The organism is Plantactinospora endophytica (assembly GCF_016862915.1).
Taxonomy (GTDB): Bacteria; Actinomycetota; Actinomycetes; order Mycobacteriales; family Micromonosporaceae; genus Plantactinospora; species Plantactinospora endophytica.
Map to the genome: position 1 here is coordinate 458,041 of NZ_BONW01000001.1, position 20,021 is coordinate 478,061.

Genomic DNA, 20,021 nt, shown 5'->3' on the forward strand with positions numbered 1-20,021 from the left:
GGCCTCAGGCTGCGATGTTCCGGGCAGCCGAATAGACGTCGGGTGGGAGTGGCTTATCGAGCTGCCACAGTATGCGCATTGGCCGGCTGCCGTTGTGCGAGTCGTAGGTTATCGGCCCCGCATACAAGTACGGCGGAGCGCCGAGGTCTCCGTCGCGGATCTTGGTCTCGCGGACGAAGAGATGCACAGTCGAACCACGCTCGACATGGTGGATGTAGCGCTGTCCTGTCGGAGACGCCGCCGTCGTGGTGCTCTGCGACTCCCATTGGAATAGCTCGTCGGTGATGGCGCGGTCGGCGTACATGGTGGTGGGGGAGTAGTGATGTTCAGACTTTTGCAGGGTGACGAAGAAGAGGTCCGCGTTCTCCTCCGGAACCCACTTCACACCTTCGCGGAGTTGAGTGGGGTTCGATACACCAAAGCCGGCGCACACCTCATCGCGGCTGTACCGGGCGTGAACCCGTAGCGGGACCGTCGTGGAGGCTGGACCGGTCGTGACGCGATGGATGCGCTGTTGTAGCAGCTCAGCAAGCTGATCAAGTTCGTCGCAGCGATGCGGCTGCGCCCAGAGCCGCTGGAGTCCCTCCTCTTTGCGCTCAAGAGGGATCTTGTTGCCCCAGAGGATGATGTGCAGGAGGTCTCCGAGCCGGCCAGCGTCAGGGCGTCGCTTATTCGCCGCTTCGCGAAGCACGGCAAGCCGGTCCGGGTCGTCCAGGTGCAGCATCCGGCCGATCGCAGCGCCAAGTGTGACGTCATCCGGGTCGATGCGGCCCTGGCTCAAGCCCGCGCGACGGCGAAGCCCGGTCCAGCCACCGAGACTCTTGCGACGGTAGATGTCCTCCAGCTCCAAGCCAGTCTCCCGCAGGAAGTCAGCGAGCTTGACGTCGCCGAGGTCTCGCAATTCGTTGGTGAGGCTTCTAGTCGAGTTGGGTAAGGCTGCCTTGAGGTTGGCCAGGACGATTTCCTTCGCCACCCGGTCAAGTTCGATGTGACATCCGCTCGGCAGGTGGGGGAAGTCATGCTCGACCGCGTGAGTTAGCGATCGGCGGCTGACTCCGGTCAGTGCTCGCCATCTGAGGTCGAAGCGGAAGTTGGTGTGCTGCCCACCAATAAAGTCGAGCACGGTGAGGCAGGCTTTGCCCTCGTCAAGACGCAGTCCTCGGCCAAGCTGCTGAAGGAAGACGGTTGCGCTCTCGGTAGGGCGCAGCATCAGGATCGTGTCGACCATTGGCAGGTCGATACCTTCGTTGAACAGGTCCACAGTGAAGAGGATCCGCAACTCGCCACGCCGAAACTGGTCGATCAGCCGCCTGCGCTGGTCTCCATCGAGGCGCGAGGTCACGGCGGCGGCGGGCACGCCGGACTGGTTGAACGACTTGGCCATGAACTTCGCGTGGTCGACGCTTACGCAGAAGCCCAACGCTCGCATCTGGGCTACGTCGATCTTGTTGCGTACTGCATGCAGGATCTTGGAAACCCGTGCGTCGTCGCCGGTGTAGAGCCGGCTTAGCTCTCCCAGGTCGTAGCCCTGGCCGCGCCGCCAGCGCAGGGTCGACAGATCTACGTCGTCATGCAGACCGAAATACTGGAACGGTGCGAGGAGTTGCCGTTCGAGAGCTTCCCACAGGTGCAGTTCGACGGCGGTTCGTCCGTCGAACCAGTGCCGGACATTGCCGCCGTCCGCCCGGTCCGGCGTCGCGGTCAAGCCGAGGAGTTCGCGGGGTTGGAGCCGCTTCAGGACGCGGGCATACGTGGGTGCCTCGGCGTGGTGGAACTCGTCGACGATCACCATGTCGAACCGGTCGGCCGGCAGGTCCTCATCACCGAGTCGATGCAGTGATTGGATCGAGGCGAAGACGTATCGCCAGTCACGCGGCTTTTCGCCCCCGACCAGTACGTCGCCGAAGCTGCCCTGATGCAGGACTTTCCGGAAGACCGATCGGCTCTGCCGAAGGATCTGCTCCTGATGTGCGATGAAGAGCAGGCTGTCAACCTTGCGGTTGTTCCAGAGACGGCGGTAGTCCAAGGCGGCGACCACGGTCTTTCCGGTGCCGGTGGCCATCACCACCAGGTTGCGGTGGTGACCGTGGACCAGGCGTTCGGCTTCGAGGTCAGAGAGAATCTCCTGCTGATAGCCGTACGGATGGACGTCGATGTTCGTGATCTCGACATCGGCCTCGGCGGTGTCGACCAGGCGTTGACCACGTGGGAGCCGCTGACGACGCTCGTGTTGCAGAGCTTGACGCAGCCGGTCGCCGTGCACAGCCGGGTCGTACGTCTCGAAGGCCGGATCGTTCCAGTAGTCGGTGAACGTCGCCTCGAAGGTGTCGATGACGTGGGGCTGCTCAACATTGGAGACACGGACGTTCCACTCCAGGCCGTCGACCAGGGCCGCCCTGGACAGGTTCGAGGAGCCGACGTAGGCGGTGACGACGCCACTGTTCCGGCGGAAGAGCCATGCCTTGGCGTGTAGCCGGGTGGTCTTCGTCTCGTACGAGACCTTGATTTCGGCACCGAGTTCGGCCAGCCGGTCCACGGCGCGTTGGTCAGTAGCGCCGAGGTAGGTCGTGGTGATGATCCGGAGGCGACCGCCGCGAGCGATCAACTCCTGCACCGACCCTTCCAGCATCCGCACGCCGTACCAGGTGATGAAGGCGCAGAGCAGGTCGACGTTGTCTGCCGACGCCATCTCACTGTTGACCTCGTGGCCGATGCGTGGCTGATGCCGGCCGTTCACCAGAAGGGCGCCGGTCGACAGCGGAGTGGTGGGTCGGACAGGAAAGTGTGGTGCGGCCGGTGGAATCGGGGGGTGGGCGATGGCGGTGAGGAGCTGCCTGTGCGCCTCGGCTAGTTGGTCATCGCTGCCGGCCGCCCGTGGCTCGATCTCGGCGATGCTCTCCGCGATGCGGTTAGCCATCTCAATCTGTCTGGCAAGTCGGTCGCTGTCGGTGCCGCTGACGGAGCGCAGCGCTCGTTGCGCCAGCCCGGTGAGATGCCTCGCCAGCACTACGTGGGCATCCGCTGGATCAAGTTCGGCTCGCTCGACCAGTTCAGGATCGAGATGCTGAAGCTTGTCGGCGAGCTCGTTGGTGATGAGATGTTCGTAGATGCCACGCGCCAGCTCCGTCACCTCGGAGAGGCTAGCGGCTCGTGCGCTGCTTCGGATCAAGTCTGTGCCTGGGGCACGTGGCTCGTTCAGTCCAGTTGCGGCGTCGAAGGGCGTAGCCGTGCCAGCTCACCGGCCAACCGGGGCCACTGGAATGGTGCGTTTGGCTCTGTCGGCCGGATGAAATTGGCTGCGGTAAAGGTGACCCCGGAGTCGCTGAGCGTCTGCACATGGGTTCGGTAGGCAGGGTGGGTGACCAGCGCGTTCTTGGCGTATGGGGAGACGAGGATGGGCAGGCCGAGGCCGAGTACCTCGTTGAGGATGCCGAGGGCAAGCGTGTCGTTGATGCCGAGCGCCCACTTGTTGATCGTGTTGAACGTGGCGGGAGCGACCAGCACCACGTCCGCCTTCGGCAGTAGGTCCGGTTGATCCGGCGTTCGCCGTTCGGAGCGGACCGGGTTGCCAGTCTGCTCCGCCAAGCCGTCACGCTCGATCCAACTCGCGGCTGTCGGGGTGGCAATCACCCAAACTGCCCAGCCATCCCTCATCAACACCTCAACAAGTTCCCGAATCTGGAGTGCAGGAGGAGCCGCGCAGACAATGAGGTGTAGGACGAGGCGCTGCCGCGATAGGTCACCCTGGTCAGCTGTGCGGTGGCTGATCATCTGTTAGCACACGTCGAGAGCGGTTATGAGCTGGCCGGCGCCGATTCGCATGCTAGCCGCCTCTCCCGCAGCCCGTCGTGCTTGCCCGAGCAGCGGCGAGATGCGACAGCACCAGGTCTGTCAGGGCAGGCGTCGTGCCCAGGGTGACAGAGGAGTCTCTTGTGTACGGCGTTCCATCCCCGTCAACGATGACCGCACCGGCCTCGGTGGCGATGGCGACGCCCGCCGTCATGTCCCACGGATGGTTGGAGAGCGTGAGAGCGGCATCAAGCCTCCCTTCGGCGAGCCAGGCGAGGTCGAGAGCCGCTGATCCGGTCATCCGAATGCGCAACACCTTCTGGGCGAGTTGAGCCGTCAGCGCCAAGCGCAGCTCGTTCTTCCCCGTCGCGCCCGGACCAACTGCGTAGTCGCCGATCCCGACGATGGCCTCGTTGAGGGTCGTCGTGCTGCTGACCTCGATTCGCTGGCCGTTCGCGTACGCGCCCTCGCCTCTCGCCGCTACGTACTGACGGTTGAGGAAGGGTAGGTCGATGACGCCGAGAACTGGCTGGCCGCCATCGATCAACCCGAGGGAGATCCCGCAGAGGGGCAGCCCACGGACGAAGTTCGCGGTCCCGTCTATTGGGTCAAGTGCCCACTGCAAGTCGCCGGATCCGCTGATTCCTTCCTCCTCGCCAAGGAATCCGATATCCGGGGTCAGGTCGTGAAGGAAGGCTCGTAGATCGCGTTCGATCTGGTAGTCCAGCTCAGACACGACGTCGCGTTCACCTTTCGGTGTCAGCGCCCCCGGCGGCTGCTCCCGCAGGACAGTGCTCGCCCGCTCGATCGCCTTCACCGCGATGGGCAGTAGCTCGTGGTACGCCGTCACAACTGCCGGCTCCCCTCCCACTGCGCGGTGAAGACCTGTTCAAAGACGGGGTACAGCCCCGAGGGCTGCCCGCGCCGGATCACGAAGGCCGGCGCATCGACTCCTCTGCTCTGAGGAAGATAGGGCTGGGTGATGCAGAGGTCATCCACGATGACGATGTTGAACCTGACCGTCTCGTCGTAGACCCCAACAGCGACACCCTGTTGTAGGTCCTCGGGTAGTCGATCACGGATCCGCAACATGGTCTCGATGTTGAGTCTCGTCAGTGCTGCCAGATGGCCTGCCGGAAAGCCCTCCTCGGCCTCCCTGGCCTGGATGGCTGACCCGGCCGGGTCGAGGAACAGGCATTGGGCGTGCGTCCCGGACTGGATGAGCTCTCGCCAGCGGTGATCGGCATAGTGCTGGCACAGGACGTTCAACGAGAGGCCCGCCGCCCGCACCAAGCGGGCACCGTTCAGCAGATGCTCGTGGGGCAGGTTCGTCATAAGTTCGGCGCGGGTTCGGTAGACGGCCGTTACGCCCGCGAGGCAATTGGCCGGTACCTGCTCGTCCGGCTGCTGGACTTGGGCGCTGGTGCCTGTGATCGAGTCGAAGCGGCGCTGGATGTCGGTCTCCGCCCTGGCCAGGGCGGTATCGAGCGCGGCCTGCATTTCAGGGCGTGGGCGAACGTTCGATTGACCGGCCTCCCACTTCGACACCGTGCGGTCACTCACCCCAAGATGCTCCGCGAAGTTCCGGATGCTCATCCGTAATGCCTGGCGCAGTGCCCGCGTCTCGCGGCCGGTCCACCTCTGGACGGTTGCCATTCAGTCGTCTCCGATCAAGCCGAGACCGGTCTTTGTGCAGCCTACCGACAGTGCGTGCCGGATAGATACCGCACAAGTACGTGGCGTAGTCCTGCCCTGAGAGGCGCGAGCTGACCAGGGTGGATGTGTGGCCCGGGGCGGGTGCTGGGCTCCGGTCGGTACGGCACGCGCGGTCGTACCGGTCGTCCCCGCCCGCCTCGGCGCCAACCCATCAACCCGTCAACCGATGGAGGGTCATGAGTCAGGTCGGTGAGCCGTTGGACGAGTTGCCGTTGCCGCCGTACGTGACGGCCGAGGATGTCGACTTCGCGGTACGGGCGATCGCGGTCCATGCTCCCGAGCAGTGGCCCACCGGCCCGCTCTGCCGCAACGACCACGCCCCGCACCCGTGCCGCCTGCACCGCTGGGGCCAACGCGTCCTCGCCCAACGCGGCCTCACCGCCACCGAGATAACCGCCCTGGTCGCCCACTACCGGGCAACGGCGGTACGGCGATGACCTACGAACGAACCGGCGACCCCCTGCGCCCTTCCGTCATCCGGGCAGCGCTCGCCGTGATGCGCCGCCGCTGGCGCGGCCTAGACCCCATGGAGGTGTACGAGTTCCTCCGCCTGGTCGCCGGCGAGATGGAACGCCTGCAACGCGAGGTCACCGCCGCGCAGGCCAAGGCCGAACGCGCCCGCGAGGGCCTACGCCAGTGGCAGGTCCGCCACATCGGCTGCAAGTTCGCCGACCCATCCGCCGAGCCCGACCCGCAATCTCCATCACACCAGGGACCGACCACCGGCCGCCGCCTCGCCAACCCCACCGACCAGGACCAGCAACCTCGCAACGGCGGCCACTGGTGAGCGCACCCCGCTGGGTCATTCACCTACCCACCACCCTCACCGACCACCAAGCGGCCGTCGACCTGCTCACGGCCCTGCGAGCCTCCCTCGCCCACGTGCCCGTACTCGACTTCGGCGAAGCAACCATCTCGCCCGAGGACCAGCAGTCGACGCGTACCCGAATCTGGTGTGACGCCCCGGTCGGCGAACCTCGCGGCGGCCCCGGCAGCCGGCGGTGTCACCAGCTCGTCGACCACCCCGGGCCGTGCGCCGGCTGACTACGCCCGACCCGGCCGGCGTTGGCCCGAGCGGTCGGATCGCCGCCCGCCCGGCGGGCACCGGCCGCCGAACGGACCACGACGGTACGACAACGACCGCCAGACCCGGCCCACAAATCGATGCTTCTCCGAAGCGTCCTCGGATACCGTTCCCGCATGCCGGACCCGTCCGCCGAAGAGCTGCTCGCCGACTTCACCCCGCCCCGGCCCTACACCGTCGACCTCGTCTCCACCGCGCCGACCGTCGGCGGCGTGCACGTGGTGATCGACGACGGCGAGGTCGTCTACGTCGGCGAGACCGGCCATCTGCGGGAGCGCCTCCGCACCCACCTGCGCGGCAACCGGGGCTCGTCGGTGCTGCACAAGCAGGTCGGCGAGGAACTGGACAGCGGCGGGACGACCACCGCCTCCGCCGACGACATCGCCGGCTGGCTGGGCGGGCGGACGCTCCGCTGGCGGGTCACCGAGGATCGGCTCAAGCTCAAGGCGGCGCTGGTGTCGCGGCTGAATCCGCGCTTCAATCACCAACTCCGCACCAACCTGCCGGCCCGTCCGGACGCCACCGCCGGACCCGCCACCTCGGACGGGCCGTCGGGCCCGCCCGACGAACCCAACCCCATGCCCGCGCCCGCCGAACAGGCCGAAGGCCGGCGGCGCCGCAAAGCCGAGGTCACCGTCCGGCAGGGCCAGCCGGACTTCCGCCGCCAGCTTTTCCAGGCGTACGACGGCAGGTGTGCGATCTCCGGCTGCAACGTCGACGCCGCGCTCCAGGCGGCACACATCAGCCCGTACGACGGTCCGGCGACCAACACCGTCAGCAACGGTCTGCTGCTCCGGGCCGACCTGCACAACATCTTCGACCGTGGCCTGCTCTGGATCGACGACGATTACCGGGTACGCCTCGCCGCCAGCGTCCGCGACCACTACGCCGACTACGACGGTCAGCCTCTCCGCCTGCCGACCCGCTCCGAACATCGGCCGGACCGGGCGGCCCTTCGGCTGCACCGGGACACCATGGTGGACGTCGCACCCGCTCTCTGACCCTGGCCGGCATCTCACCGCCAGGCGACTGTGCCCCCGCCGTGTCCGCTGCCTCCACTAGGGTGCCCCTCGGAGGATCGATCGAGGCGTGCACCACCGGCCGGCACCACGAGGCCGACGTCACCGAGCGGACGGGGCAAGAGGAGCACGATGTCGTACGTGCCTAGTGGTACCTGGCACCCACCGGTGCAGCCCGTTCAGCCGGCACACCCCTCCGCGCCTCCCGGGCCGAGCGTGTGGTGGCGGATCGGCCACAGTTGGTGGCTGCTGCTGCCGGTCGTCGGCTTCAGTTGCCTGGCCGGCTTCGGCTTCCTCTACATCGGACTCCGCGCCCGGCGACCGGCCTGGTGGCTGCCGGGCGTCGGCTACCTGCTGGTCTCCTGGACCTGCTTCATGCTGGTCGGCAGCACGTTCGCGGGCGGCGCGCTCTCCGACTTGGCGTCCGGCATCTTCCTGCTGAGCTGGATGGTCAGCATCACCCACGCCGGCATCCTCAACGGCTCCTGGCTACGGTGGCGGGCCGCCCACCGCCCCTGGTACGCCGCACCGCCGCACGCACCGGGCTGGCCGCCGCCGATGATGGCCCCGCCGACCGGCCACTTCCACGGCGTACCACCCGTGTCGCCGGGGTACCCGCCGGTCGCGCCGGCCTCACCGGCCTACGGTCCGGGCAGTCCTGCCGTGCTCGGTCCGGCACCGATGCCGTACCAGCCGACCTCCGGCTCACCCACCGGCTCGTACCCGCACGCGCTGACCGAGCCGCACCTGCCGCCACCCGTCGACCCGTACGCCAGCCTGCCGCTCGACCCGGACCTGCCGCCACCGGTGGACCCGTACTCCGGCCCGCTTCCAGGGCAGGAGCCGCCGTCCCCGCCGGGCGGCTACCGCTAGCGTCGCGCCCCGGGACCCCGGGAAGACTGCCCGCCCAGAGCCCCCGCTCGGCCGGGTCGATGCTGCCGGCCGCCCCGACAACCGCGCTGGCGCACGTGCCTGACCGTGGTGGCGCAGGTCTCTGACCGTGGTGGCGCACGTCCATGCATCCAGGGCCGAGTCAGCCATCACAGTGTATCGATGGCGAAATGTGCCAGGATAGTCGTACATGGATGTCCGAGCTGCGGGAGGATTTCGGTGGCGTTCTGGCGCGTCCGGAGGCAGATCCGGCTCGAAGCGGGGCACGTCCTCGGCCGGTCGTCCGCGCCCGGCGTCCACTTCGTCCAGTACTGCGAGACCGCCCGGACCGTCACCCGCCCGGCACACGGCAGGGCTGAACACGGCATCTCCTGCGGACACTGCGGTCACGTCGTGTCGTTCACCGTCCTCTCCGTCGCCCTGACCCGCCGCCACCGGATGATTGCGTACGGCATCGGGGTGCTCCTGCTGGGTGCCGTCGTGCTGCTCTACGCCGTCGGCATCGATGCCGTGATCGAGGCCGACACCCCGGTGTGGGCACTGCTGCTCACCGTCGCGGAGATAGCCCTGATCATGCTGTCCGTCCTGCTTCTCGCCTACGCCGCGGTGCACGAGTACGGAGTCCGGGCGCCGGGTCTCTGGCCGCACGGGGCGCGGCACGACGGGCATCTTGCCATGATCGATCCAGACCTCGGCCGGAAGCCGTCGGCCCGCAACGGCCGCGCGATCTCCTCGGTCCATCGCCACCCGCCCGACGAGCAGCTCACCATCCCCGACGCCGACTGACCGACCCTGCTCGGGGCGACGCCGACTACCGACCGGGAGGCTGGACCGGCAACGGGCCGGGTGGCACCGGGCGGTGCTCACGACGGAGGTACACCCGACGGGCGTCGTCCGAGAAGTTGACCACCCGCCAGCCCTGGGATTCCAGCAGCTCCGCCGCCGCGAAGCTGGTCTGGAGCACACTCGTGCCCAACCCGCCGAGGCTCTCGACGCAGACGAACGTCAGCGGATAGCCGTGCAGTCGTACCTGGCCGGAGAGGATGTCCGTGGCCCTGAACCCACGGGGTGGCGGGGGTGGCGCCGGCATCATCATCCGCCCACCATAGATGCCCTGCGCGACCCGTCCCGCTACCGATTTCGAACGCCGCGCCTCGGAGGCAGACCCGCCGGAAACCCTGTGCTACCGCCTCGTCCTTACCGGCCGGTCAGCGCCGGGAGACGGGCTGACGGAGGAGGGTACGCAGCTTCGCCGGCTCCGTCTTCCGTGGATCGCTGAGATAGATCTCGTGGTGTGGCCCGTTGAAGGCGAGCCCGTTGGCCGGCATGAACTCGTCGTGCAGGCGGGCCAGCACCGGCCCCTCGTCGTCGTACGAGCCGACGTGCAGGACCTGCACGGACAGCCCTTCCGCGTACCGCTCGAAACGTAGCCGGTCGAGTGCCGGTAGCTGCTTCTTCGCGGCGGTCAGCTCGATCGCCTCTTCCACCATGGCCGGGGTAATCCACTCGGGCTGGGTGACCATCATCGTCCACCGCCACTCGTGCTTGTCCCGGGTGACGAAGACACTCGGATCGTCGGCCGACCACAGCCCTTCCAGCGGGGCGACCACGTAGTCCCGGCCGAGCTGCCGCTTGCTGGCGAACTTCACCGCGTACGAGACGGAGTAGAGCGCGGTCACCGCGTCCTGGTACGCCGTCGACGTGTTCGGGTCGCCCTCGCCGTCGACCATCAGGTACGGCAGCTCCGGCACCTCCACCAGCTCGAACCTGCCGGCCCGGGGGGCGTAGAGGTCCTTGCGGTCCCGCTTGATGTCCGACTTGGTCACAGCCCGCCCCAGGTCCCTGTCGTGGTGGCGATCCAGTCCGGGTCGGCCCGGCCCGGCCCCGTCAACGGCCGTCGTCGCCGGTCGTCTGCGGCGAGGATCCCTCCGGCGTCTTACGGAACCACAACCACACCCCGGTGAGCGTAGAAGCCGCCCCCGCGACCGCGATCGCCGACTTGGCCAGGGTGGGAAGATCGTCGAGGACCGGGAAGGCCTGGGAGAGCGCCAACGCCAGAAAGCCGATCACCAACAGGAGGACGGCGAGAACCCGCTGTCGAATCATGGATGCCATTGGATCACACCGCCTCGGGCATCCCGGTCGCCCGGCGTCCGACGTCGACCGTGCCCGGGGCGTTCAACGTCACCGGCGGCTGGGCCGACGGGTGTTCGGCACCGTCACGACCCGGAAACCAGGCGAGAGGTTCACGCCGAGTTCGAGCCGCGTTGCCTGTCGGCCCGAACGGTGTTGGTCCGGATGGCACGTACTGTCAGCGGACCGTCCCGATCCCGAGGAGGACGACCATGCGACGCAGCCCGACACGACGCGGATTCCTCCAGGGCGCCGGACTGGTCGGGGCGGGACTGGTCGGCGCCGGAGCCACCGCCGGCGTGCTGCTACCACCCGCCACGCTCGCCTGGCGACGGCTCGGCGACGGCGGCGACGACTATCGTCCCGATCCCGCGTCACCCCGGTTCACCCTCGCGGTCATCCCGGACACCCAGTACCTCTTCGACGGCGACCGGGGTGACCCGGAACCACTGGCGGCAACGCTGCGCTGGATCGTGGCGCACCAGGCGGAGCGGAACATCGTGCTCACCGCCCACCTCGGCGACATCGTCGAGAACGGGGCCGCCGCCGAACTGGCCGAGGCGGGCCGGATCTTCGAGATCCTCGACCGGCACGGGACCCCGTACAGCGTGCTGGCCGGCAATCACGACATCGACGCGTCCCGGACCGACCAGCGCGGGCCGAGCGCCTATCTGGAGGTCTTCGGGCCACACCGGCTCCGCCGGCTGCCGACGTACGGGGGCGGGACTCCGGACGGCTACAACACGTACCACGTCTTCCGCGCCGCCGGACGCGACTGGCTGCTGCTGGCGCTGGACTGGCGGCCGTCGGACGCCGGCCTCGACTGGGCCCGGTCGGTGCTCGCGGCGCATCCGACCAGCCCGGCGATCCTGACCACGCACGACCTCGCCGACGCCGACCACTCCGGCGCGACCTGGCTCTCCGAGCACGGCCAGCGGCTCTGGGACCGGCTGATCCACGACAGCGACCAGATTTTCCTCACCCTCAACGGGCACTTCTGGCCACCCGGCCGGTTGGTCCGGCCCAACGCCGCCGGGCGGGACGTGCACGTGCACATCACCAACTACCAGGATCGCTACTACGGCGGCGGCGGGATGCTCCGGCTGTACTCGTTCGACCTGGCCCGGGGCACCATCGACGTCGAGACGTTCTCGCCGTGGATCCTGGGGCAGCGGCCGGAGTGGCGTACCGGACCGGCCCGGCGGGAGGTGGAGTTGACCGATCCGGGCAACCGGTTCAGCCTGGCCGTCGACTTCGCCGAACGGTTCGCCGGATTCGCCCCGGTGGCCCGGCGCCCGGCACGTGTCCCGGCCGCCGTACTTGTCGACGGCACGGTCGCGTACTGGCGGTTCGACCAGGGGTGGGCCGACGGCAGCGCCGTACCGGAGGGGTTCCGGATCGACGACCTCTCCGGCCGGGGCAACCACCTGACCCGGGTGACCCTGCCGGGCAGCGGGCCGGCGGCGCTGCGCTGGTCGACCGGGCACCACGACGACCAGCCCGGGCACGGCAGCCTCTACTTCGATGGCGGGCAGCAGCCGGCCCGGGGCGGCTACCTGCGTACCGTCGACGGCGCTCCGCTGCACGCGGCGACCTTCGAGGACGGCTACACCGTCGAGGCGTTCGTGAAACTGCCGGCCGACGTCCGGACCGCCGGGCACGGCGGGATGAGTGTGCTGAGCCGCTTCGGTACCGGCCGGGACGCCGGCAAGACCGGCCCCGACCCGGCGGAACCGACCGCCACCCTCGGGTTCACCGCCGGGATGGGGTTGAAGTGGGTGGTCTTCCCGGTCAACTTGAACGGCCTCGTCAGCAACTGGGGCCACGAGGTGCGGCCCGACGAGTGGTTCCACGTCGCGGTGGTGAACGACGGCCGGCACACCACCCTCTACGTCGACGGTGCGCGGCTGCTCCGCAATCCGTCCGCGGTCGCCACCGGGCTGGCCGGTTCCGACGAACCGTGGCTGGTCGGCGCCCAGCACCGGGACCGGATCGTCCAGCAGGGCTTCTACGGCTGGATCGGGGACATCCGGATCGCCGACCGGCCACTGCCGGTCGAGCGCTTCCTGCTCGCCTGACCTCGGCGGGGCCTCGGCACCGCCCCGGGACCGACCCTGCACCGCCCCGGGACCGATCCGGCACCGCCCCGGGACCGATCCGGCACCGCCCCGGGACCGATCCGGCACCGCCCCGGGACCGACCCGGCGCTGAATCCGGTGCCGGTATGAGCGGAAGGCTGATATGCGCTTGGATATCGGGCCAGCTCAGGGCGAGGGTGCGGGTCGACCGTCGCGGAGGGCTTCGACGGCGGTCCGGGCCGCCTCGCCGATCGCCAGGTCGACGTCGATCCGGCGGGTGGCGAGCCGTCGGGTCCGGGCGAAGACCGCGATCGCGTACCGGCCGCCGTCCGGGTACTCGGCGACGCCCGCCTCCATGTGCAGTCCGGGCAGCGTACCGGTCTTCGCGGCCACCCGTACGCCGGGCGGGAAGCCGGAGGCGATCCGGGTCCAGAAGAGCTGCCGGCTCATCAACTCGCGGACCAGTGCGTTCGCTGCCGGAGGGCCGGCCTCGTCCCGCCAGATCAACCCGAGCAGTCGGGTGATCTCCCGAGCCGTGCTGGAGGTGGTCCGCTCCGGGTCGAAGACCCGCATCGCCCGGATCCGCTGCTCCGGCAGGAGCGGGAAGATCTGCGCGAACTCGGCGTCGTCCCGGGCGCCGACGTCGGCGTACATCGACTCCAGCAGTTGCCGGGGACCGCCGACGATCCGGGTACGCCCCAACCCCAGCTCCGCCGCGAGCAGCGGCAACACGTCCGGCCCGACCCGGCGCAGCAGCAGGTCCGCCGCCGAGTTGTCGGTGACGGTCATCGCGAAGTACGCCAGGTCCCGCAACGACACCTCGACGTCGTCGGCGCAGCCGGCGGTGCCCCAACCGCCCAACCGGTCCTCGGCCCGGACCAGCATCCGCTCGGTCGGGTCGAGCTGGCCGGCGGCGGCCTGCCGGGCGAACTCCAGCACCAGCAGGATCTTGAAGATCGAGGCGATCACCACCTGCTCGTCCGCCTCGATCCCCAGCTCGGCCCCGCCGTCGATGTCGACGACGTGCAGCCGGGCGTCGACCCCCACATCGTCGAAAATCCGCGTGATACGTCCCAAGGTCGGCACGGCGCGACGATAACCTCCGCACGCCAGGCACGACCGCCGTCGCGCCCGGCCTCGGCCGTCCGATATCCGATCTCATATCATCGGCCGGTGGACCTGGCCCGGCACCTGCGACAGTTCGTCGTGGTGGCCGAGGAGCTGCACTTCGGCCGGGCCGCCGAGCTGCTCGGCATCGCCCAGCCGCCGCTGAGCCAGTCGATCCAGCGGCTGGAACGCGAACTCGGCGTCCAACTCTTCGACCGCTCCCGACGCCAGATCAGTCTGACCACCGCCGGCCAACTCCTGCTGGCCGAGGCGCCGACCCTGCTGGCCGCCGAGGAACGCATCCGGATCGTGATGCGCAAGGCCCGGGACGGCGAGATCGGGACGCTGCGGGCCGGCGTACCGCCGGAGACCCCGGCCGTCACGCTCCAGGCGCTGCTGCGCGGGCTGGCCGCCCGGGCACCCGGCCTCGACGTGGACCTCCAGGAGCTGACCAGCGCGGAGCAGTTCCGGATGCTCGCCGAGGCCCGGCTCGACGTCGGGCTGGTGCACCATCCGGTACCCGCCGGGGCGTTGCGGATCGGGCCGGTCGTCGAGATCCGCCTCGGCGTACTGCTGCCGCGCGCCTCGCCGCTGGCCCGGTTGCGGGAGGTCGCGCTCGCCGACCTCGCCGGGCACGATCTGGTGATCTTCCCGCGCGCCACCGCACCGGAGTGGCACGACCAGGTGCTCGACGTGTGCCGCCGGCACGGCTTCACGCCCCGGCGGGTCCGGCACGCCGGCAACCCCGAGTTCCTGCTCGGCCTGGTGCTGGCCCGGGAGTGCGTGGCGTTCGAACCGGAGTCGACGGCCCGCCGCGAGCCCCGGGTCGCCTGGCGACCGCTCACCGAGCCGGTGCTCGACAGGCGTACCTCGGCGGTCTGGCCGGACCGGTCCGCGCATCCGGCCGCGCCCACGTTCGCGCAGGTCGCCGCCGAGATCCTGGCCGGCCCGGACCCGGCCGTCCCGACCGTGCTGCCGGCCGGGCAGCCGCGCCCGTGGTCGGTCGTCTACCCACCGGACGACTTTCCGGTCACGGCTCCGCCCACTGGGCCGGTACGCCCCGGTCGGCGACATGCCGTTGCCGATCGCGGCTCCGCCGGGCCTACGGATGGCGGCTGACCGAAGGTCCGTCTGGCTGGTCGGTGTCGGCCGACCCGGCGGTCCGGCGGGCGGCTCAGACGAATCCCTCGGCCACCAGTCGGGCGCCCTCGGCAGTGATCTCGTGCCGCTGTCCGGAGCCGCCGACCACCCGGCACCAGCTCTCCGACACCAGTCGACTGCCCGGCCCGGTGTCGGCGAACCGGAAGCTGAACCCGCCGTACATCCCGGGCACCGGGCACCAGGTGGCGGAGTCCGCCGGTTCGGTGAGTACCGCCAACTCGGGCAGCCGGAGCTGGTGCTCGTCGACGAACTGTCCGGCCCGGCCCCGGATCACCTCGTGGAACAACTCCTCGATCCGGGCCAGCTCCCCGGCCGGTACGTCGTGGACGGGTCGCGGCTCCAGGATCTCGAACAGGTGCCGGTGGCCCCGCCGCCGGGCGATGTCGAGCGGGCGGTCCCGGTCGGCGGTACGCAGCAGCCGCCAGGCGCCCAGCCCGACGAGCCGATCGACCACCTCCACCGGGGCACCGCCGTGGGCGGCCTGGTGCAGTGGTGCGTACCAGGAACGGCCGTCCGGCCGGATCGCGTTGACCATGCCCGGGTCCTGCCGGAGCAGGTCGAACACCCCCGGCCAGTCGTACGCCCGCGCCCGGTCGGCCAGCTCGTGCCGGATCGCGGTCACCTCGCCCTTCAGCGTCGCGCCCCGGGTGACTCCGTCCCACTCCTGGTTCGCCATCCGAGCATTCTGCCGGTGGACCCCGATCCGGTGGGTGTACCCCGATCCGCCGGGGTCCGGCCGGACTGTCGGTCCGGCCGGCTTGAATGGCAGGTGGGAGACCGACGGAGAGGTGCGCGCGAGGTGACCGGGGAGTCGAGACAGGTCCGGATCGAGCCGTGGAGCAGGGGTGACCTCGACCTGCTCCGCCAGATCAACAGCCCGGAGATGAAACGGCACCTCGGCGGCCCGGAGACCGAGGAGCAGGTCGTCGCCAGGCACGAGCGTTACGTCCGGTTCGGCGCCTCCGGCCAGGGCTGCATGTTCCGGGTGGTCGCGGTGGCCGAGGAGGTGCCGGTGGGCAGCGTCGGCTACTGGGAGCGGGACTGGCGGGGCGAGCGGGTCTACGAGCTGGGCTGGAGCATCCTGTCGGCGTACCAGGGCAGAGGGCTGGCCACCGCCGCGTTGCTGGCGGTCGTCGACGTGGCTCGCGCCCGGCGGACCCACCGGTACGCCCACGCCTACCCCTCGGTCGACAACGGCGCCTCCAACGCGGTCTGCCGGAAGGCCGGCTTCGCGCTGCTCGGCGAGACCGAGTTCGAGTTCCCGAAGGGGCGGCTGATGCGTTCCAACGACTGGCGGCTCGACCTGACCGGGCCGGACATTTCGTGACGGGCAGGTTGTCGGTATGTGTTGACCGCGATCGCCCGGGTTAGAGCCGGCCGGTGCGTGGAACTCGGCGGGCGGGACCGAAGGGGGCGGGTGGGTCGACGACTCCGACCTGTGGCGCTCCGGCTGCCGCGTGACCGCCGGGCACTGCCGGGCGGGGCGAGTTCCGGGCCGGGGTTCGTCGGCGACCGGTGGTGGGTGGTGGTGCCGGGAGGGGCGACGGCGTAAATGAAAATGGTTGCCGTTATAGTCTGCATCCGAGGGGGAACCGCATGTCCAGACGATGTGTCGTCACCGGCACCGGGCCGGGCTTCGGCAACGCCGTGTCCCGCTCCCGCCAGCGCACCTGTCGCCGCTGGAGCCCCGACCTGCGGAATCACCGCTACTGGCTGCCCTCGGAGCGCGAGCGGGTCCGGCTGACCCTCACCGCCAGGGCGGTCCGGGCCGTCGACCCTAACGGCGTCGAGCGGGTCGTGGCCCGGCTGCGCGCGGCGGAGGTGATGATCTGATGGCCCGACGCAACGACGTCCGCCCGATCGTCAAGCTGCGCAGCACCGGCGGCAGCGGTTACACGTACGTCACCCGCAAGAACCGCCGCAACAACCCGGACCGGCTGGTGGTGCGCAAGTACGACCCGGTGCTCCGCCGGCACGTCGACTTCCGCGACGAGCGCTGACGGCCTGCCGTGGGCTGGTGCACCGGCAGACCGAGCTGCTGCCCGGGGGTACGGAAGAGGAGCCGGTGACGCCACTGGTGATCTCGACTGTCCGTCCGAATCGGACTCGACGGTTCCGTAACGCTGCGGACTTCCGCAGAAATTCACGTACCGACGCCGATTAGCCACTGGTATCGCCCAGTCCGCGCCGGTACGGCCGTGGCAGGTCGTTCCTAGCCTCGGAAACATGGCCGAACCGGCCGAACCGCAGTTCTTCCCGCCACCGCCACCACCACAACCGAAGTCCCGCAACACCACCAGGATCGTGCTGATCGTCGTCGCGATCGTGGTGGCGGTGTGCTGTGTGGGCGGTGCCGGTCTCGGATTCCTGTTGTTCCGCAGCGTCTCCGAGGCGGTGGGACCGGCCCGGGACGCCGGCACCCGGTACGTCGCCGACCTCGACGCCGGAAACTGGTCCGCCGCGAACGCGCAGACGTGTGCCGCCACCCGTCGACTGATGACCGAACAGGAGTTCGTGGCCGGTCAGGAGGCCGGCCCGAAGGCGACCGGATACGAACTGACCGGCACCAATGTCGGCAACTACAACGGGCGGCAGACGGCGACGATCACCATCGAGGTCAGCTATCCGGGCGGTGACGTCCGGACGGTGCAGATCCCGATGGTGCACGAGGGCGGGCAGTGGCGCCCCTGCCCGTGAGGCGGGGGCGCCGTCACCGTCGACCCTGCGCCGGGCCACGAACCTGCCCCTGTCGGCCGGGGCAGCTTCGCGGTCGGATGCGGCGAGCTCCGGCCCTGGTCAGCCGACCGGGGCCGGTGCCTTCGCCGGCACGGCCGCCCCGACCGGTGTCTGTGCCTCCACGGCCGCCCGCTTACGGGCCCGGTGCGCCGCCACGTGCGAACGGGTGGCGCAGCGTTCCGAACAGAACCGGCGGCAGCAGTTGGACGAGGTGTCCAGATAGACGTTGCCGCACCGGTCGTCGGCGCAGACGCCGAACCGGGCACTGCCGTACTCACAAAGCCACACCGAGAGGCCCCAGACCGCACCGGCCAGGAACTCGGCGCTCACCGAGGCGCCCCGGCTGGTCACGTGCATGTGCCAGTCCTTGGCGTCGTGTCCGGAGATGCGCGGCTGGACGGGATAGCTCTCCAAAAGCGAATTCAGCTCGACCACCGCGTCGGCGTCCCGTCCCGAGGAACCGAATTCGAAGACGTCCCGCAGGCGTTTCTGTGCCCGTCGGAAGGCGGCGACGTCCCGTTCGGTCACCTCGTCGCGCATCCAGCCGTGCTCGTCGGTGAAAACGGCCCGCAGGTCATCGAGGTCGTCGAGTGGCGCGTTGACGAGATCGACCCCGGTCCGGGCGTACGCGTCGAAGTTCACCCGACAACCGTAGACGACTCACGGCTCCCGTGGCGCGTCCACGTAGTGAGGAAGGAACCGCGCGTAGCCATCGGTGATCAGACTCGTGCTCTCCCGCAGCCCGGCACCGGCCGCCTCGCCGTCGACCACCCAACTGCCCAGCACCAGGTGGTTATCCGAAAACGACGGTAGTGCGCGGAATTGCTGGTAACACCATCCTTCGTCCCCGTAGATCCCTGGATTGTCGATCTCTCCGGCGCCGGTGACGATCCGCACCGAACCGCCCTCCCGGCCCAACAGCGGCTTGACCACGTATTCGGTCATCCCCCGGGGCGAGTCGAGATAGGCCGGCAACAGGTAGGGATGGTCGGGATACAGCTCCCAGAGCACGGCCAGCAGCGCCTTGTTGGAGAGCAGCAGCTTCCAGGCCGGCTCGATCCAGGTGGTCGGGGTGCCCGGAGCCAGCGCCGGTCGGCCGTACGGCTCGGCGAGCATCCACTCCCAGGGATAGAGCTTGAAGCAGGTGAGGATCGGCGTGGTGGACCCGTCCGGGCCGGCCGGGGCGGTGAACCGCCGGCCGTCCCAGCCGATCCGGAGCATCGGCAGCAGTTCGGTCTTCAGCCCGGCCTGCCGGGCGGTCTCGGCGAGGTAGCCGGCGGTCATCTGGTCCTCGCCGGTCTCCTCCTCGTCCGACCAGGCGACGTGCACCAGCGGGTCGTGCAGGCCGGCACCGATCCGCTGCCAGGCCGCCACCAGCCGCTCGTGCACGCTGTTCCACTGGTCCAGCTCCGGCCGGGTCTCCTCCAGCCAGTACCACTGGATCACCGAAGCCTCGACCAGCGCGGTCGGGGTGTCCGCGTTGTACTCCAGCAGCTTCGGCGGCCACGAGCCGTCGTACCAGAGGTCGAACCGGCCGTAGAGGGTGGGCGGCTGCTCGCGCAGCGACCGGCTGACCGCCTCGGCGGCCCACGACGGGATGCCGAACTCGGCGAACCGGTTCCGCGCCACCACGTGCTCGGCGGCGGCCACCGACATCCGGTGCAGCTCCTCGGTCGCCTCCTCCAGTCGCAGCACCTCGTCGAGATCGAAGGCGTAGCAGGCGCTCTCGTCCCAGTACGACATGAAGCCGCCGTCCGGCAGCTCGGTGTCGGCGTAGACCAGGCCCTGGGCGCGTACGGTCGCGGACCAGTCCGGCCTCGGCGTGCAGGTCTCCCGGCGCACCGTCAACCGCCACAGGAGGCGAGGTGGGTGCCGAAGCCGCCCTGCTCGGGCAGCACGTCGGCGGCACCTGTCGGCCCGCCGCCGGTCGTCGTCGAGGCACCCGTGGTCGTAACTCCGGCGGTGGTGGCACCGGCGGTGGTGGCGCCGGCCGACCCGGTCCCGGCAACCGCCGGGGCGTACGCGGCCAGGGCGAGCGAGCGGGGCCGGGGGGTGCTCGACCGGGAGTCGCAGTCGTCGTCGCCCACCTGGTTGCACCCGGAGAGGGTGACGGCGAGGGCGGTGAGCGCGCCCAGTTGCACGCTCGCGGACCGGAGACGGCGTCGCGAAACTTTTTCCACGAGATCGTTGTAACCGATCCGCGCCACCGCCGACACCCCGCCCGCCAGCGCGCCGACCCGTCCGCCGAGGTGGGGGGCCGGAGGGCCGCCGTCCCCGCGTACGGTCGACCGGCTGGCGTTACGCTCG

Annotated in this window: 24 protein-coding genes; 12 read left to right on the forward strand and 12 right to left on the reverse strand. The window is 69.6% G+C overall.

Features of this window, described 5'->3' with window-relative positions; genetic code table 11:
• Positions 1 to 4: 4 nt before the first annotated feature.
• The 4 genes from Pen02_RS02035 to Pen02_RS02050 all read right to left on the reverse strand — a co-directional run bounded on the left by Pen02_RS02035 (position 5) and on the right by Pen02_RS02050 (position 5,445).
• A complete protein-coding gene (locus tag Pen02_RS02035; protein WP_203864133.1) occupies positions 5 to 3,130 on the reverse strand; it encodes a DEAD/DEAH box helicase in 3,126 nt (1,041 codons plus the stop codon).
• Between the two features lie 65 nt (positions 3,131 to 3,195).
• Positions 3,196 to 3,771 (reverse strand): flavoprotein, encoded by a 576-nt coding sequence (locus Pen02_RS02040; protein ID WP_203864134.1) that lies wholly within the window; start codon positions 3,769 to 3,771, stop codon positions 3,196 to 3,198.
• A gap of 52 nt (positions 3,772 to 3,823) precedes the next feature.
• Entirely contained in the window at positions 3,824 to 4,639 is an 816-nt protein-coding gene (locus tag Pen02_RS02045) for an inositol monophosphatase family protein (RefSeq protein ID WP_203864135.1), read from the reverse strand.
• A complete protein-coding gene (locus Pen02_RS02050; RefSeq protein ID WP_203864136.1) occupies positions 4,636 to 5,445 on the reverse strand; it encodes a DUF5919 domain-containing protein in 810 nt (269 codons plus the stop codon). The genes Pen02_RS02045 and Pen02_RS02050 overlap by 4 nt, the downstream gene beginning before the upstream one ends.
• 236 nt (positions 5,446 to 5,681) lie before the next feature.
• Between Pen02_RS02050 and Pen02_RS02055 the strand changes: the two genes are divergently transcribed.
• The 6 genes from Pen02_RS02055 to Pen02_RS02080 all read left to right on the forward strand — a co-directional run bounded on the left by Pen02_RS02055 (position 5,682) and on the right by Pen02_RS02080 (position 9,285).
• Entirely contained in the window at positions 5,682 to 5,942 is a 261-nt protein-coding gene (locus tag Pen02_RS02055) for a hypothetical protein (protein ID WP_203864137.1), read from the forward strand.
• Positions 5,939 to 6,292: a DivIVA domain-containing protein gene (locus tag Pen02_RS02060; RefSeq protein WP_203864138.1), complete on the forward strand. Its 354-nt coding sequence runs from the start codon at positions 5,939 to 5,941 to the stop codon at positions 6,290 to 6,292. The genes Pen02_RS02055 and Pen02_RS02060 overlap by 4 nt, the downstream gene beginning before the upstream one ends.
• Positions 6,289 to 6,549, forward strand: coding sequence for a hypothetical protein (locus tag Pen02_RS02065; RefSeq protein WP_203864139.1), 261 nt, complete (start codon positions 6,289 to 6,291; stop codon positions 6,547 to 6,549). Before Pen02_RS02060 ends, Pen02_RS02065 begins: the two co-directional genes overlap by 4 nt.
• 156 nt (positions 6,550 to 6,705) lie before the next feature.
• On the forward strand, positions 6,706 to 7,590 hold the full coding sequence (locus Pen02_RS02070) for an HNH endonuclease (RefSeq protein ID WP_203864140.1): 885 nt from the start codon (positions 6,706 to 6,708) through the stop codon (positions 7,588 to 7,590).
• 159 nt (positions 7,591 to 7,749) lie between these two features.
• Entirely contained in the window at positions 7,750 to 8,481 is a 732-nt protein-coding gene (locus Pen02_RS02075; protein ID WP_203864141.1) for a hypothetical protein, read from the forward strand.
• Between the two features lie 237 nt (positions 8,482 to 8,718).
• The gene (locus tag Pen02_RS02080; protein WP_203864142.1) at positions 8,719 to 9,285 is read left to right on the forward strand and encodes a hypothetical protein; all 567 of its coding nucleotides are present in this window, start codon (positions 8,719 to 8,721) and stop codon (positions 9,283 to 9,285) included.
• A gap of 25 nt (positions 9,286 to 9,310) precedes the next feature.
• Here the strand turns inward: Pen02_RS02080 and Pen02_RS02085 are convergent, their stop codons facing one another.
• From Pen02_RS02085 to Pen02_RS02095, 3 genes are all read right to left on the reverse strand, one after another.
• Complete coding sequence (locus Pen02_RS02085; protein WP_203864143.1) at positions 9,311 to 9,595, reverse strand: hypothetical protein; 285 nt, start codon at positions 9,593 to 9,595, stop codon at positions 9,311 to 9,313.
• Between the two features lie 112 nt (positions 9,596 to 9,707).
• The gene (locus Pen02_RS02090; RefSeq protein ID WP_203864144.1) at positions 9,708 to 10,325 is read right to left on the reverse strand and encodes a GyrI-like domain-containing protein; all 618 of its coding nucleotides are present in this window, start codon (positions 10,323 to 10,325) and stop codon (positions 9,708 to 9,710) included.
• A 61-nt stretch (positions 10,326 to 10,386) separates the two neighbouring features.
• A complete protein-coding gene (locus tag Pen02_RS02095; RefSeq protein WP_239139891.1) occupies positions 10,387 to 10,605 on the reverse strand; it encodes a hypothetical protein in 219 nt (72 codons plus the stop codon).
• 239 nt (positions 10,606 to 10,844) lie between these two features.
• On the opposite strand from Pen02_RS02095, the gene Pen02_RS02100 reads away from it, so the two are divergent.
• On the forward strand, positions 10,845 to 12,710 hold the full coding sequence (locus Pen02_RS02100; RefSeq protein WP_203864146.1) for a LamG-like jellyroll fold domain-containing protein: 1,866 nt from the start codon (positions 10,845 to 10,847) through the stop codon (positions 12,708 to 12,710).
• Between the two features lie 186 nt (positions 12,711 to 12,896).
• Here Pen02_RS02100 and Pen02_RS02105 read toward each other — a convergent pair whose 3' ends face one another.
• Positions 12,897 to 13,796: a serine hydrolase gene (locus Pen02_RS02105; RefSeq protein ID WP_203864147.1), complete on the reverse strand. Its 900-nt coding sequence runs from the start codon at positions 13,794 to 13,796 to the stop codon at positions 12,897 to 12,899.
• Positions 13,797 to 13,883: 87 nt separating this feature from the next.
• On the opposite strand from Pen02_RS02105, the gene Pen02_RS02110 reads away from it, so the two are divergent.
• On the forward strand, positions 13,884 to 14,936 hold the full coding sequence (locus Pen02_RS02110; protein ID WP_203864148.1) for a LysR family transcriptional regulator: 1,053 nt from the start codon (positions 13,884 to 13,886) through the stop codon (positions 14,934 to 14,936).
• Positions 14,937 to 14,991: 55 nt separating this feature from the next.
• Here Pen02_RS02110 and Pen02_RS02115 read toward each other — a convergent pair whose 3' ends face one another.
• Positions 14,992 to 15,654, reverse strand: coding sequence for an ankyrin repeat domain-containing protein (locus Pen02_RS02115; protein WP_203864149.1), 663 nt, complete (start codon positions 15,652 to 15,654; stop codon positions 14,992 to 14,994).
• 123 nt (positions 15,655 to 15,777) lie between these two features.
• Here Pen02_RS02115 and Pen02_RS02120 point away from each other — a divergent pair, with 123 nt between their 5' ends.
• From Pen02_RS02120 to Pen02_RS02135, 4 genes are all read left to right on the forward strand, one after another.
• On the forward strand, positions 15,778 to 16,305 hold the full coding sequence (locus Pen02_RS02120) for a GNAT family N-acetyltransferase (RefSeq protein ID WP_203864150.1): 528 nt from the start codon (positions 15,778 to 15,780) through the stop codon (positions 16,303 to 16,305).
• 269 nt (positions 16,306 to 16,574) lie between these two features.
• Complete coding sequence (gene rpmB / locus Pen02_RS02125) at positions 16,575 to 16,811, forward strand: 50S ribosomal protein L28 (RefSeq protein WP_203864151.1); 237 nt, start codon at positions 16,575 to 16,577, stop codon at positions 16,809 to 16,811.
• Positions 16,811 to 16,978: a 50S ribosomal protein L33 gene (gene rpmG, locus Pen02_RS02130; RefSeq protein ID WP_203864152.1), complete on the forward strand. Its 168-nt coding sequence runs from the start codon at positions 16,811 to 16,813 to the stop codon at positions 16,976 to 16,978. The genes rpmB and rpmG overlap by 1 nt, the downstream gene beginning before the upstream one ends.
• 226 nt (positions 16,979 to 17,204) lie before the next feature.
• Positions 17,205 to 17,675: an Rv0361 family membrane protein gene (locus tag Pen02_RS02135; protein ID WP_203864153.1), complete on the forward strand. Its 471-nt coding sequence runs from the start codon at positions 17,205 to 17,207 to the stop codon at positions 17,673 to 17,675.
• 99 nt (positions 17,676 to 17,774) lie between these two features.
• Here the strand turns inward: Pen02_RS02135 and Pen02_RS02140 are convergent, their stop codons facing one another.
• From Pen02_RS02140 to Pen02_RS02150, 3 genes are read right to left on the reverse strand one after another with little or no spacing between them, the layout of a single operon-like run.
• Positions 17,775 to 18,356: a CGNR zinc finger domain-containing protein gene (locus Pen02_RS02140; RefSeq protein ID WP_203864154.1), complete on the reverse strand. Its 582-nt coding sequence runs from the start codon at positions 18,354 to 18,356 to the stop codon at positions 17,775 to 17,777.
• Positions 18,357 to 18,374: 18 nt separating this feature from the next.
• A complete protein-coding gene (locus Pen02_RS02145; RefSeq protein WP_203864328.1) occupies positions 18,375 to 19,556 on the reverse strand; it encodes a glutathionylspermidine synthase family protein in 1,182 nt (393 codons plus the stop codon).
• 2 nt (positions 19,557 to 19,558) lie between these two features.
• Positions 19,559 to 19,894, reverse strand: coding sequence for a hypothetical protein (locus tag Pen02_RS02150; protein ID WP_239139892.1), 336 nt, complete (start codon positions 19,892 to 19,894; stop codon positions 19,559 to 19,561).
• Between the last annotated feature and the right edge of the window lie 127 nt (positions 19,895 to 20,021).